Source organism: Priestia sp. TRN 1309 (genome assembly GCF_050846875.1).
In the GTDB taxonomy this organism is placed as follows: Bacteria; Bacillota; Bacilli; order Bacillales; family Bacillaceae_H; genus Priestia; species Priestia zanthoxyli.
The window spans coordinates 313,780-326,714 of the sequence record NZ_JBOZGM010000001.1; the positions used below are offsets into that span (position 1 = coordinate 313,780).

General features: G+C 39.5%; 16 protein-coding genes. All 16 read left to right on the forward strand.

Annotation, left to right across the window (positions count from 1 at the left end):
• The first annotated feature begins 3 nt into the window (after positions 1-3).
• The 16 genes from fliG (at position 4) to fliQ (ending at position 12,935) form a co-directional block, all read left to right on the forward strand.
• Positions 4-1,023 (forward strand): flagellar motor switch protein FliG, encoded by a 1,020-nt coding sequence (gene fliG, locus ACRPLQ_RS01635; RefSeq protein WP_025750326.1) that lies wholly within the window; start codon positions 4-6, stop codon positions 1,021-1,023.
• On the forward strand, positions 1,016-1,804 hold the full coding sequence (gene fliH, locus ACRPLQ_RS01640) for a flagellar assembly protein FliH (protein ID WP_033579779.1): 789 nt from the start codon (positions 1,016-1,018) through the stop codon (positions 1,802-1,804). Before fliG ends, fliH begins: the two co-directional genes overlap by 8 nt.
• Positions 1,779-3,092: a flagellar protein export ATPase FliI gene (gene fliI, locus ACRPLQ_RS01645; RefSeq protein WP_432235641.1), complete on the forward strand. Its 1,314-nt coding sequence runs from the start codon at positions 1,779-1,781 to the stop codon at positions 3,090-3,092. The genes fliH and fliI overlap by 26 nt, the downstream gene beginning before the upstream one ends.
• Positions 3,093-3,094: 2 nt before the next feature.
• Positions 3,095-3,538, forward strand: coding sequence for a flagellar export protein FliJ (gene fliJ, locus ACRPLQ_RS01650; RefSeq protein ID WP_028411429.1), 444 nt, complete (start codon positions 3,095-3,097; stop codon positions 3,536-3,538).
• 9 nt (positions 3,539-3,547) lie between these two features.
• Positions 3,548-4,180: a MotE family protein gene (locus ACRPLQ_RS01655; RefSeq protein ID WP_432235642.1), complete on the forward strand. Its 633-nt coding sequence runs from the start codon at positions 3,548-3,550 to the stop codon at positions 4,178-4,180.
• A gap of 17 nt (positions 4,181-4,197) precedes the next feature.
• Positions 4,198-6,825 carry a flagellar hook-length control protein FliK gene (locus tag ACRPLQ_RS01660; RefSeq protein WP_432235643.1) on the forward strand — a complete coding sequence of 876 codons (2,628 nt, stop codon included), beginning with the start codon at positions 4,198-4,200 and terminating at the stop codon, positions 6,823-6,825.
• A 9-nt stretch (positions 6,826-6,834) separates the two neighbouring features.
• Positions 6,835-7,263 carry a flagellar hook assembly protein FlgD gene (gene flgD / locus ACRPLQ_RS01665; RefSeq protein WP_033579782.1) on the forward strand — a complete coding sequence of 143 codons (429 nt, stop codon included), beginning with the start codon at positions 6,835-6,837 and terminating at the stop codon, positions 7,261-7,263.
• A gap of 25 nt (positions 7,264-7,288) precedes the next feature.
• Positions 7,289-8,083 (forward strand): flagellar basal body rod protein FlgG, encoded by a 795-nt coding sequence (flgG, locus tag ACRPLQ_RS01670; protein ID WP_033579783.1) that lies wholly within the window; start codon positions 7,289-7,291, stop codon positions 8,081-8,083.
• A gap of 35 nt (positions 8,084-8,118) precedes the next feature.
• Positions 8,119-8,328: a flagellar FlbD family protein gene (locus tag ACRPLQ_RS01675; protein ID WP_025750317.1), complete on the forward strand. Its 210-nt coding sequence runs from the start codon at positions 8,119-8,121 to the stop codon at positions 8,326-8,328.
• 3 nt (positions 8,329-8,331) lie between these two features.
• Entirely contained in the window at positions 8,332-8,763 is a 432-nt protein-coding gene (gene fliL, locus ACRPLQ_RS01680) for a flagellar basal body-associated protein FliL (protein ID WP_033579784.1), read from the forward strand.
• 20 nt (positions 8,764-8,783) lie between these two features.
• Positions 8,784-9,785 carry a flagellar motor switch protein FliM gene (gene fliM, locus ACRPLQ_RS01685; protein WP_034265235.1) on the forward strand — a complete coding sequence of 334 codons (1,002 nt, stop codon included), beginning with the start codon at positions 8,784-8,786 and terminating at the stop codon, positions 9,783-9,785.
• Positions 9,775-10,905 carry a flagellar motor switch phosphatase FliY gene (gene fliY, locus ACRPLQ_RS01690; RefSeq protein WP_028411423.1) on the forward strand — a complete coding sequence of 377 codons (1,131 nt, stop codon included), beginning with the start codon at positions 9,775-9,777 and terminating at the stop codon, positions 10,903-10,905. Before fliM ends, fliY begins: the two co-directional genes overlap by 11 nt.
• A gap of 21 nt (positions 10,906-10,926) precedes the next feature.
• Complete coding sequence (locus ACRPLQ_RS01695; RefSeq protein ID WP_033579786.1) at positions 10,927-11,289, forward strand: response regulator; 363 nt, start codon at positions 10,927-10,929, stop codon at positions 11,287-11,289.
• Between the two features lie 63 nt (positions 11,290-11,352).
• Complete coding sequence (locus ACRPLQ_RS01700; protein ID WP_028411421.1) at positions 11,353-11,994, forward strand: flagellar biosynthetic protein FliO; 642 nt, start codon at positions 11,353-11,355, stop codon at positions 11,992-11,994.
• On the forward strand, positions 11,987-12,655 hold the full coding sequence (gene fliP / locus ACRPLQ_RS01705) for a flagellar type III secretion system pore protein FliP (RefSeq protein WP_028411420.1): 669 nt from the start codon (positions 11,987-11,989) through the stop codon (positions 12,653-12,655). The genes ACRPLQ_RS01700 and fliP overlap by 8 nt, the downstream gene beginning before the upstream one ends.
• Positions 12,656-12,665: 10 nt before the next feature.
• Positions 12,666-12,935 carry a flagellar biosynthesis protein FliQ gene (gene fliQ, locus ACRPLQ_RS01710; protein WP_033579787.1) on the forward strand — a complete coding sequence of 90 codons (270 nt, stop codon included), beginning with the start codon at positions 12,666-12,668 and terminating at the stop codon, positions 12,933-12,935.

Sequence of the window (12,935 nt, forward strand, 5' to 3'; positions counted from 1 at the left end):
CTAATGGTAAAGGCTATGCAAAAAAATGAGTTAACTGGAAAGCAAAAAGCAGCAATTTTGTTGATTTCTCTCGGTCCGGATGTATCAGCTTCTATCTATAAACATCTCAGTGAAGATGAAATTGAGCAACTAACGCTTGAAATTTCTTCAGTGAGAAAGGTAGAGCCGTCCCTAAAAGAAGCTGTGCTTCATGAGTTTGAACAAATAACGCTTGCTCAAAACTACCTTGAAAAAGGAGGAGTAAGCTATGCGAAACAGGTGTTAGAAAAAGCACTTGGACCAGAGCAGGCTATGATGATTATCAATCGATTAACTTCTTCTTTGCAAGTTCGTCCGTTTGACTTTGCCAGAAAAGCTGATCCTATGCAGCTGTTAAATTTTATTCAGCATGAGCATCCTCAGACGATTGCCCTTATTTTATCTTACTTAGAACCGCCGCAGGCAGGACAAATCTTATCATCACTGCCTCAGGAAAGGCAAGCGGATATTGCAAGGCGGATTGCAACGATGGGAAGTACGTCTCCGGAAGTCATTAATGAAGTGGAGCAAATTTTAGAGAGAAAGCTTTCAGCTACCGTTACCCAAGACTATACCCAAACAGGTGGTTTAGAAGCAGTAGTTGAAGTATTAAATGGAGTGGACCGAGCGACTGAAAAAATTATTATTGATACGCTTGAAATTCAAGATCCGGCATTAGCAGAAGAAATCAAACAGCGAATGTTTGTATTTGAGGATATCGTAACGCTCGATAACCGTTCTATTCAGCGTGTGATACGAGATGTAGAAAATGATGATTTATTGTTGAGCTTAAAAGTAGCAAGTGAAGAAGTGAAATCTATTATTTTTAAAAATATGTCTAGCCGTATGGTGGAAACGTTTAAAGAAGAAATGGAATTTATGGGCCCTGTGCGTTTGAAAGATGTAGAGGAAGCCCAGTCACGTATCGTTGCTGCAATTAGACGTTTAGAAGATGCTGGTGAAATTGTACTAGCTCGAGGTGGAGGAGACGATATTATTGTCTAATATCATTAAATCAACTTATACGAACAAACTTTCAGACGAAAATGCTAAGCACATTCAAGTCATTCCATTTGGTTTTCCGATACAAGATGAGCCGACAGAAGAACATCTTCAGCAAGAAAATGCACAGCACGTTATTGAACAAGCGCATAGTGAAGCTGAAATGATAAAGGCCGAGGCAGACGCTTACCGCAAACAAGCTCAAAACGAAGTTGAACGTTTGAAAAAGCAGTGGGAAGAAGAGAAGGTGCTGCTGTTTCAACAAGAAAAAAAACGCGGCTATGAAGAAGGGTACGAAGAAGGGCTGCTTCAAGGGAAACAAGAGTACGAACATGTATTAGCCATGTCGCGAAACATTGTTGACGAAACAAAGAATCAGTACTACGAATATATAAATCAGTCTGAAGAAGTCATTTTTGAATTAGGTTTCACCCTAGCAGAAACGCTTTTAAATGAGCAGCTTCAAAGAGATGAATCATTTTTATCACTTGTTGCAAGGTCTTTAAAAGAAGTTAGAGAACATAAAGAAATCCAGCTTTTTGTTTCTCCCAAAAAATATGCATATGTATGTGAACATAAACGAGAACTGTTCGATTTATTAAACGGAGAAACCGGGCTGTTTATTTATGCAGATGAAAATCTTCAGGAAATGGATTGTGTCATCGATTCCTCTTATGGGCGTCTTGTTGCTTCTTTTGATAGTCAGTTAACGGAAATGAAGAAAAAATTAAAAGAACGTTTGTTAGAGGGGAGTAAACATGAAAGTCGCACAACTCATTCATGAAATCCCGCGCACATCTTCTTTTAAACGGTACGGGAAAGTCAGCCGAGTAGTAGGAATGATGATTGAATCTAAAGGACCTAGAACGTCAATAGGAGATGTTTGTTTTATTCATCTCAGTGAACGAGGAGATAAAATTCGTGCAGAAGTTGTTGGTTTTAACGGTGAGCACGTCGTTTTAATGCCTTATACGTCTGTTCGATATATCGGACCTGGCTGCCTAGTGGAAACAACAGAAAAACCTCTGCAGGTAAGCGTGGGGAAAGAGTTAATAGGTCAAGTGCTTGATTCGTTAGGCAACCCTTTAGATGGGTCTGAACTTTCTCATTATTTGCCTTTTGTTTTAACCGATCAAGACCCCCCTAATCCTTTAGAGCGCCCGGCTATTGAACAGCCTATTGAAGTAGGTGTACGGACGATTGATAGTTTGTTAACCGTAGGCCGAGGGCAGCGCATAGGTATTTTTGCAGGAAGCGGTGTTGGGAAAAGTACGCTGCTTGGGATGATTGCTCGTAATACAAAAGCAGATATCAATGTCATTGCCCTTGTAGGCGAGCGAGGAAGAGAAGTTAGAGAATTTATTGAACGAGATCTTGGAGAGGAAGGGTTAAAGCGCTCCGTTGTAGTAGTTGCTACCTCGGATCAGCCTGCTCTACTTCGAATGAAAGCAGCATATACAGCTACTTCTATTGCTGAATACTTTCGAGATGAGGGGCTGAGCGTCATGATGATGATGGATTCTGTTACCCGTGTAGCAATGGCTCAGAGAGAAATTGGATTAGCCGTAGGTGAACCTCCGACTACCAAAGGTTATACACCATCTGTTTTTGCTAGCTTGCCAAGGCTGCTTGAACGTACAGGGACTAATCAACATGGATCTATTACCGCTTTTTACACTGTATTAGTAGACGGTGATGATATGAACGAACCTATTTCGGATACGGTGCGAGGCATTATAGACGGACATATTGTACTAGACAGGGAGCTTGCCAATAAAGGTCAATATCCGGCCATCAATGTCTTAAAAAGCGTTAGTCGCGTGATGAACCATATCGTAAGTGAACGGCATAAAGAAGCAGCTGAAAAACTGCGTTCATTAATGGCTACCTACGCTAATTCTGAAGACTTAATTAACATAGGTGCCTACAAAAGAGGATCTTCTGCTTACATTGATGAGGCAATCCACTATCATCCTGTCATTGAGGCATTTTTAAAGCAAAAAACGAACGAACATCCATCGTTTGAAACAAGTGTAACAAAGCTCTGTGAACTGTTTGTGAAAGGTGAGTAAATATGGCATATGAATTTAGGTTATCTAAAATAATGGCAATTAAGTCAAATGAAAAAGATGAACTGCTATCTCAATATAATCAGTCCTTACAGCAGTTTGAAACAGCGGGTGAAAAGCTTTATAAAAAGTTAAAAGAAAAAGAAACGCTGATTGAACAGCATACGGGCAAAATGAAGCAGGGGCTTTCTATTTTAGAAATTACATCATTTCAGCAGTTTTTAACAAGTGCCGAACGAGTGATTGAAAGGCTGCAACAAGAGGTCATGTTTGCCAGACAGCAAATGAACTTAAAGAAACTGAAGCTAGAAGAAAAGAATATAGAAGTAAAGAAGTATGAAAAATTAAAAAAGAAAGACTACGATTCTTATATAACAGCGGAAAAACAATTAGAAGCGAAGCAAATGGATGAGCTGTCTTTACAGCAGTACATGCTGCATAGAAATTAGGTGAAAAACATGGCTAAACGAAAAGAATTAAGAGAAGAGTACGAAGAAGAAAACTATGAAGATGGGAAATCTTACAGTAAAATCCAGGTGTTTTTATTTTTAATCTTTATTCCAGCGGTGTTCCTCATCTTGGCAGCTTACATTGTCCTGACACTTTTAGGCGTCAATATAAATGATAAGGTTTCTGCTGTTACACACGCCATTCCATTTGTATCAAGTGAGCAGTCACAAAAAAATGAAAATATTCAAGAAAGCAATGAAGAAATACAAAAGCAGGTTGAGAGCCTTCAAAAGAAGCTGAGCACGAAAGAAAAGCAAATTTCAGCCTATGAGAAAACGATCAGTACAAAAGATCGTCAAATGGATGAACTAAAAATTGAAATGCGCGATATGGAAGAAAAAGCCGATGACGAAGCGAAAAAACAAAAGAACAATCAGCTGGCGAAAAAAGATGTCATTGCTACCTATGAAAACATGTCTCCTAAAAATGCAGCGCTCATTTTTGCCGAATTAAAAGAAGACAAAGCGGTCACGATGCTTAAGCAGTTCAAAGCAAGTACAAGAACGGCAATCTTAGAAAAAATGGATCCGAAAGTAGCTGCACGCTATACGACATTGTTAACAGATCAGATTGATGAATAAAAGCAGAGGTGAAAACAGTGGAAATTTCACTACGTCCAGCAGCTGCATCAAAGGTAAACTGCGATGAAAAAGAGGCTGTTATTCAGACTCAGGGTTTTTTTGAAGAAATCGTTCAACAGCTTCAGCAGCTAAATGCGCAACCTTTAGCGAGCCGGGAGAAATCATTGAATGAACAAGCGATAAATCAAGACGTCTTTAACGCGGTCGGGTTAATTGCGATTCAGTTAAGCGAAGCAGAATATGAAGGAGATGAAGGAGATGAACCGTCTGTCTTATACGAACATCTAGCCGAGATGATCAGTAGTATTCCAAGTAGTCTAGATTTGGAACAGCCGCTTCTAAAGCTGCAGCACGTGTTAACAGAAATGCAGCAGGAACCTGTTTCATCTAAAACAGACAGTCAAGAACAATATTTGTCTTCTATTTCTAGCTTGTTGACTATATGCAAAAACACGTCGTCTGCGTTTCAAACAGAGTTTGCTCAGCTGATGGAAGAACTACAAAAACCGCAGCTACAGTCAGTGAAGCTTTCAGATTCGCAGCTTCAAGGCTTGCGGAAAGCTGCTGTTGAAAAAATAGAGAAAATTCATAAACAACCACGTGTATTAACCGATACCTTACATGAAAAGCGCTCAGCTGGTTTTTTCGCCGTTGTTCATTCAACTTCAAAAAATTCTCTAAAAGATATGAGCGCTGTTCGTAAAGAAGAAAAAGGGCCGCTATTTAATCAGCTTCCATGGAAAAAAGATGTGGTTTTAGGTAACCCAAGTATAGATAGTGAAAGTTCTTTCACTGCTAAAACAGCCGGGTTGACGTTAAAAAATAACCCATCAGCTTTTGGAGCTGGAGAAATGCTTAAGATCCAAGAGTTTTCTATTGATCTAGGGCAAGCAAACTCTGATCATCAACAGTCTGACGATCTGGTAAATGAGCTGCAAAAAATATGGAGTAAAGCTTCAGTTGGATCTGAAGAGGGGGCGTCCAAGCTTTCCATTCAGCTATTTCCAAATCAGCTAGGGACAATATCAATTGAAGTGCTTCAACAAGACGATGAAATGATTGCGCAGGTTGTGGTAACGTCGGCAAAAACAAAAGAGCTGTTAAATTCCAACCTTTTCAGTTTACGACAAGCTCTCGGGTCTCAGCACGTATTGGTTGATCAAGTGGATGCGGCGGGCGTTCAAGCAGCTCCAGAAAGTTCTGTAACAGAGATGAATGCTTTTGGTAAAGAAGAAAAAGAGCCGCAGTTTTCTATTGATTTAAGCCAAGCAAAATCAGACTATCAGCAGTCTAGGGATTTGGTAAATAATCTGGAAAAAATATGGAGTGAAGCTTCCATCAGTATTGAAGAAGGAGCATCCAAGCTTTCCATTCAGTTATTTCCAAAGCAGCTAGGGACGATTTCAATTGAAGTGTTTCAACAAGACAATGAAACGGTTGCACAAGTAGCTGTATCGTCAGCGAAAACAAAAGAGCTGTTAAATGCCAACTTTTTCAGATTACGACAAGCTCTCACGTCTCAGCATGTATCCGTTGATGAAGTGGATGTGGCTACTGTTCAAGCAGCTCCAAAAAGTTCAGTAACAGATATGACTGCTTTTGGTAAAGAAGAAAAAAGGCCGCAGTTTTCTATTGATTTAGGGAAAGCGAAATCAGATTATGAACAGTCTAGCGATCTGGTAAACGAGCTGCAAAAAATATGGAGTAAAGCTTCAGTTGGATCTGAAGAGGGGGCGTCCAAGCTTTCCATTCAGCTATTTCCAAATCAGCTAGGGACAATATCAATTGAAGTGCTTCAACAAGACGATGAAATGATTGCGCAGGTTGTGGTAACGTCGGCAAAAACAAAAGAGCTGTTAAATTCCAACCTTTTCAGTTTACGGCAGGCTCTCGGGTCTCAGCACGTATTGGTTGATCAAGTGGATATGGACGCTGTTCATACAGCTTCAGAAAGTTCTGTGAAAAATATGACTGCTTTTCCTAAAGAAGAAAAAGTACCGTTTTTTAATCAGCTTCCATGGAAAAAAGATGTGGTTGTACCTAGCGGAAGTATAGATACCAATAGCTTTTTGGAAAATAGCGAAAGTCCGGCAGGTACACACACAACCGGGGCGCCAGTAGAGAATCAGGCATCATCCTTTGGAAGTGGAGAAATGCCTAAGCTTCAGCAGTTCTCTATTTATCTAGGGCAAGCAAAATCAGACTATCAGCAGTCTAGCAATTTGGTAAACGAGCTTGAGAAAGTATGGAGTAAAGCTTCGTTTAGTGCCGAAGAGGGAACATCCAAGCTTCTCATTAAGTTATTTCCTAAACAGCTAGGTGCGATTTCAATTGAAATGCTTCAGAAAGACAGCGAAACGGTTGCGCGAATTGTCGTATCGTCAGCAAAAACAAAAGAGTTATTGGACTCCAATCTTTCAACTTTGCGGCATGGTCTCGCGTCTCAGCATGTATCAATTGATAAAATCGATGTGCTACTGTCAGAACAAGCGATGTCGTATAACAATGAAAACGACCAGCAAAAAGAAAGACAGGAAAAAGAAGCGTTTAAAAAAGAAGAAGAAGATCAAGATTCACAACAATTGGAAGAATCGGCTTCCTTTCTATCTTCTTTTGAATCAGCGCTCATTAACTACAACGTATAGGTGATAACAATGACAAATGAAATTACGTCTGACTTGTATTTAAGCAATAGGGACACACAAGTGAAGCAAACGGGAAACAGCTCGCTTGGCAAAGATGACTTTTTGAAGCTTTTGATTGCTCAGCTTCAAAATCAAGATCCAATGAATCCAATGGAAGACAAAGACTTTATTGCTCAAATGGCTCAGTTTTCATCCCTTGAACAAATGACAAATATGAGCACATCGCTCAATACGTTTGTAACGCAGTCTCAGGCTTCTCCTATTTTAAAAGGAAGCGAATTAATTGGTAAAACCGCTGCATGGTTAGATGAAGAAGGAAATAAAAAGCAAGGAGTCATTTCAACAGCATCCGTCAAAAACAATGAGATATCGTTTACGATCAACGATGAAAATCATACGGTACTTTCGCTAAACGATATCTTAGAAGTAAGCAGTTAACCAACCAAATTTAAGGAGTGATTTTATGTTACGTTCGATGTATTCAGGAATCAGCGGCATGAAAAATTTTCAAACTAAATTAGATGTCCTAGGAAATAACATTGCCAATGTTAATACATACGGCTATAAAAAAGGACGTACAACGTTTCAAGATTTAGTAAGTCAGCAGGTAGCAGGAGCGACGGCACCGGGAGCTAACCGTGGAGGTGTTAATGCTAAACAAGTCGGGTTAGGTTCACAGATTGGCACGATTGATACAGTTCAAACGGCAGGAAGCATTCAGTCAACGGGACGTCCGCTTGATTTGGCTATTTCTGGGGATGGGTATTTTGTTGTAAATGATGGAAACACAAATTATTACACAAGAGCAGGTAATTTTTATTTGGATAGCAGCGGTAATTTGGTAACGGGTGATGGACTGTATGTACAAAAAACTGGAGGAGGGAATATTAATATTCCTTCAACAAGTAAGAGCTACAGTATAGGAGCAAATGGGAAGGTTAATATCATAGATGCTAACGGAAATATAACTCCAAATACACCAACAATTGAACTTGCTAAATTTGCAAATAATGAAGGACTCCAAAAGGCAGGAGGAAATTTATTTACTCAAAGCGTAAACTCAGGAAATCCTTTGCTAGGAGCTCCAGGAGCCAACGGTACAGGAACCTTCGTCTCAAGCGCCCTTGAAATGTCCAACGTTGATTTATCCGAGGAATTCACGGACATGATTGTTGCACAGCGCGGATTTCAAGCGAATACAAGAATTATCACAACATCCGATGAAATACTGCAAGAATTAGTGAATCTAAAACGATAGGCGGGAGGAAGGAGTAGGTATTACTCCGGTTGATTATGATCACTTTAACGAGGCTAAACGGCAAAACATTTACGTTAAATGCTCTTTACATCGAGCAGGTTGAGGCATTTCCCGATACAACTATTACGCTAACAAATAACAAAAAGCTAGTGGTAAAGGATTCAGTTGAAGAAGTGAATGAGAAAGTGACGAGTTATTATCAGCGAATTAACGTATTAGGACTGCAGCAAACGACGGAGGAATAAAGTGTGTTCAAAAATAAGCTAATTAGTAAGATGATTATTATCCTGCTTTCTCTTACTTTAATAGGAAGCATTGCGGTTATTGTGACGTTAAAGTATACGGAGCAGGCAGGTACTGAAAAAGGTCCATCTATCGACGATGTGATTAAAGCTTCTGTAGATGTAACGGATATCAAAACCAATTTAAAAAGCAATAACTACATCAGCATCTCCTTTAAAATTCAAATGGATAGTAAAAAAGCGGCAGCAGAGCTTCAAAAAAGAGACTTTCAAGTAAGAGACATTATTATCAAACGGCTCTCCGATATGAGTGCTCAAGATTTTGAAGGAACGCAAGGGCTCAGTACGTTAGAAACAGATATTGCAAAGCAAATTGATCAATTAATGGAAAACGGACATGTTGTTAAAATTTATACAACGTCTAAAGTGTTGCAGTAAAGAAAAAGGGAGGGAAGCTAGTGGCTGGGGATGTATTATCACAAAATGAAATTGATGCCCTATTATCCGCGTTATCAACCGGAGAGATGGATGCGGATGAGCTAAAAAAGGAAAATAAAAAACAGCGCATTCGTACATATGATTTTAAACGCGCGCTGCGTTTTTCAAAAGATCAGATTCGCAGTTTGACGCGAATTCATGAAAATTATGCGCGCATGCTCATCAACGTCTTTTCGGCACAGCTTCGTAACGTTGTACAAGTGTCCGTTGTATCAGTGGATCAAATTCCGTATGAGGAGTTCATTCGCTCTGTTCCGAAAGTAACCATCTTAAATGTGATAGCTGTCCCTCCTTTAGAAGGGCATATCATTATGGAAGTCAATCCGAACATTGCCTATGCGATGCTTGACCGCTTGCTCGGGGGACAAGGCGAGAGCGGTGGGAAAATTAGTAACTTAACGGAGATTGAAACGAGCTTGGTTCGAAACTTGTTAGAGAAAACGTTAGACAGTATGAGAGAAGCTTGGAGTTCTATTGCGGAAATTGAACCTGAAACATCAGAGTTTGAAGTGAATCCTCAGTTTTTGCAGGTGATTTCACCAAATGAAATTGTCATCGTCATTTCATTAAACGTACAAATTGGAGATGAAACGGGCATGATCAATCTATGTATTCCGCACGTGACGCTTGAGCCGATTGTGTCCAAACTGTCCGTTCATTACTGGATGCAATCTTCGAAAAAAGAACCTAACGTACAAGAGGTTGAGCAGCTAAAGGAACAAATTAATGATGCGGAATTGCAGGTTGTAGCCGAGCTAGGAAAAGCGGATATTTCCATTGAAGATTTCCTAGCATTAGATGAGGGAGATGTTATTCGACTGCAAACAAGCGTTCATAATCCGTTAACTATTTACGTCGGAGAACAACCTAAATTTATTGCGCAGCCTGGAAAAGTCAGTCGGAAAGTCGCTGTGCAAATTCTAGATGATGTTAAGAGGAGGAACGAAAGGAATGAACGATGACATGCTTTCGCAAGATGAAATTGATGCGTTGTTAAAAGGAACTTCTTCACTTGACGAGTTTTCAGAGCCGAATAAGTCAAGTCAAGTAGACGATTACTTTACGGAAATGGAAAAAGACGCGCTTGGCGAAATTGGAAATATTTCGTTTGGCAGTTCAGCAACAGCGTTATCGGCTTTATTGAATCAAAAAGTCGATATTACCACACCGTTTGTATCGCTCGTGTATAAAGAAGAGCTGACGGATGAATTTCCAAATCCTCATGTCGCTGTGCAAGTTCAGTACACAGAAGGCTTTTCTGGTACGAATTTGTTAGTTATTAAACATGAAGATGCAGCTGTTATTTCAGATTTGATGCTTGGTGGAACGGGAGAGAATCCGACGGAAATCATGGATGAAATTAAGCTGAGTGCAGTGCAGGAAGCGATGAATCAAATGATGGGTTCTGCAGCGACGTCTATGTCTACGGTATTTCAAAAGAAAATTGATATCTCTCCGCCGAGCTTAGATATTTTAAATATTCAAAAAGGGGAAGGCACAGAGCTGATTCCCCAAGATGACGTCTTTGTAAAAGTCTCTTTTAATTTGAAGGTAGGCACATTAATCGATTCCAATATTATGCAGCTGTTATCGATATCTTTTGCCAAAAGTTTGGTGGAAGAGCTCTTAGTTCCAAGCGCAGAAGGTACCGCAGCTTCTATTGAAAAAGAATCAGATCTTAACGAAAAGCAAACAGAACCGCCGGCAGCTGAATACATACAGCATGAAGAAACACAGCAGGCAGAACCTGTTCATGTACCAGTTGATGTTCAGCCCGCATCGTTTTCAGAGTTCGAGCACGTGTCTTCTCCTCAAGGGGATTCGCGAAATTTAGACATGCTGCTTGATATCCCGCTTCAAGTTACCGTGGAGCTTGGAAGGACTAAGCGAACGGTTCAAGAGATTTTAGCATTATCTTCTGGTGCAATCATTGAACTTGATAAACTAGCAGGCGAACCGGTAGATATCTTGATTAATAGCAAATTAATTGCAAAAGGTGAAGTGGTCGTCATTGACGAGAATTTTGGCGTTCGCGTAACTGATATTATTAGTCAAAGAGACCGTATTAACAAACTAAAGTAATGATTTTTAGGAGGAGTAGAGATGGGAAACCGAATTTTAATTGTAGATGATGCTGCGTTCATGCGCATGATGATTAAAGATATTTTAACGAAAAATGGATATGAAGTAGTAGCGGAAGCGGCAGATGGCCAGCAGGCTGTGGAGTTATTTAAAGAGCATGCACCAGATCTTGTCACAATGGATATTACGATGCCTGAAATGGATGGAATTACGGCCTTAAAAGAAATTAAAAACATAAAAAGTGATGCCAAGGTGATCATGTGTTCAGCGATGGGACAGCAGGCAATGGTGATTGATGCCATTCAAGCAGGGGCAAAAGATTTTATCGTTAAGCCGTTTCAAGCAGATCGTGTATTAGAGGCAATTTCAAAAGCAATTGGATAAACAACAGATTGGCGGGACTTTCCCGCTAATCTTACACTATGTTGAAGTAAGAGGTGGCAGACATTGCTGCGAAAGTTCGTAATTGTTGCGCTGTTAATAAGCGTATTAGCAGGATCAAATCAAATCGTCTATGCAGAAAGTGGATCTGCATCGGTAAAAGAATGTTTGGAGAAAACGGAGAAGTGTTCAGAGAGTGAGAGTACTGATTCAAAAGAAAAAACTGAACTCCAGGCGACGCCTGCGCTTTCAGCTGGAGATATCGTGAAGATGATATTCGCGTTTTTACTTGTAATTGGGCTGCTTTTTGCGCTCTTAAAATTTGTAAATAAAAAAGGAAGGCTTCTACAAAAAAATAAAGTCGTACAAAACTTGGGTGGTACAAATGTTGGAAGCAGCAAGTCTGTACAAGTAGTCAAAGTTGGAAATCAGCTTTTTGTTATTGGAGTCGGTGAAAATGTGCAGCTTCTTTCAGAAATTACAGGGCAAGAGAAACAGCAGCTGCTTACGCAGTATGAGGAACAACAGAAAAACGAGGGCGAATATAAAGTCGTACTACCGTCTTTTTTAGAAAAATTCACTTCTAAAAAAGAAGAGAAATCTAGTCATTCTTTTCAGCAGCTTTTTCAGCGAGAAATGAATGAAATGAAAATAAAAAGACAAAACGCACTGAAAGAGTTAGAAAGGAACAAAAAGAACGATGAATGAAGTGATGAATCTCTTTAACTCGAGCAGTCCTACAAATATTTCAACTTCTGTCCAGCTTTTGTTGCTGCTGACGGTGTTTTCAGTAGCTCCTGGAATTTTAATCATGATGACCTGCTTTACACGAATTGTCATTGTGCTTTCATTTGTACGTACGTCGCTTGGGACACAGCAAATGCCTCCTAATCAAGTATTAGTTGGTTTATCGCTGTTTTTAACATTTTTTATTATGGCACCAACTTTTTCTCAGGTAAATGAACAGGCGCTTCAGCCGCTTTTAAAAGAAAAAATCACGTTGAATCAAGCCTATAAAAAAGCAGCTGAACCAATGAAAGAATTTATGAGTGCTCATACAAGACAAAAAGATTTAGCTCTTTTTTTAGAATATGCGGATATAGATAAACCATCCTCTGTTCAAGATATTCCCTTAACTGCGCTCGTTCCAGCTTATGCGATCAGTGAGCTAAAGACGGCATTTCAAATTGGATTTATGATTTTTATTCCTTTTCTCATTATCGATATGATTATAGCAAGCGTGCTGATGTCTATGGGAATGATGATGCTTCCTCCCGTTATGATTTCGCTCCCATTTAAAATTTTACTATTTGTACTGGTTGACGGCTGGAATTTAGTTGTTAAATCATTATTAATAAGTTTTCAATAGGTGATAGACAATGAATGGAGAATTTGTCATTTCGTTAGCAGAAAAAGGCGTGTATACAATTTTAATTGTATCTGGTCCTCTATTACTGCTGGCCCTTGTAGTTGGGCTCATTATTAGTATTTTTCAAGCAACTACCCAAATTCAAGAGCAAACTCTTGCTTTTGTTCCTAAGATTGTAGCGGTCTTAGTAGGGATTGTATTTTTTGGTCCGTGGATGTTATCGAAAATGATTTCATTTACATATGAAATTTTTGCAAATCTGTATCGGTACGTAGGATAG

Coding starts and splice junctions, on each gene's coding strand:
- fliG (WP_025750326.1), top strand. CDS start 4: ATGGTAAAGGCTATGCAAAAAAATGAGTTAACTGGAAAGCAAAAAGCA.
- fliI (WP_432235641.1), top strand. CDS start 1,779: ATGAAAGTCGCACAACTCATTCATGAAATCCCGCGCACATCTTCTTTT.
- fliJ (WP_028411429.1), top strand. CDS start 3,095: ATGGCATATGAATTTAGGTTATCTAAAATAATGGCAATTAAGTCAAAT.
- ACRPLQ_RS01655 (WP_432235642.1), top strand. CDS start 3,548: ATGGCTAAACGAAAAGAATTAAGAGAAGAGTACGAAGAAGAAAACTAT.
- flgD (WP_033579782.1), top strand. CDS start 6,835: ATGACAAATGAAATTACGTCTGACTTGTATTTAAGCAATAGGGACACA.
- flgG (WP_033579783.1), top strand. CDS start 7,289: ATGTTACGTTCGATGTATTCAGGAATCAGCGGCATGAAAAATTTTCAA.
- ACRPLQ_RS01675 (WP_025750317.1), top strand. CDS start 8,119: ATGATCACTTTAACGAGGCTAAACGGCAAAACATTTACGTTAAATGCT.
- fliY (WP_028411423.1), top strand. CDS start 9,775: ATGAACGATGACATGCTTTCGCAAGATGAAATTGATGCGTTGTTAAAA.
- ACRPLQ_RS01695 (WP_033579786.1), top strand. CDS start 10,927: ATGGGAAACCGAATTTTAATTGTAGATGATGCTGCGTTCATGCGCATG.
- fliP (WP_028411420.1), top strand. CDS start 11,987: ATGAATGAAGTGATGAATCTCTTTAACTCGAGCAGTCCTACAAATATT.
- fliQ (WP_033579787.1), top strand. CDS start 12,666: ATGAATGGAGAATTTGTCATTTCGTTAGCAGAAAAAGGCGTGTATACA.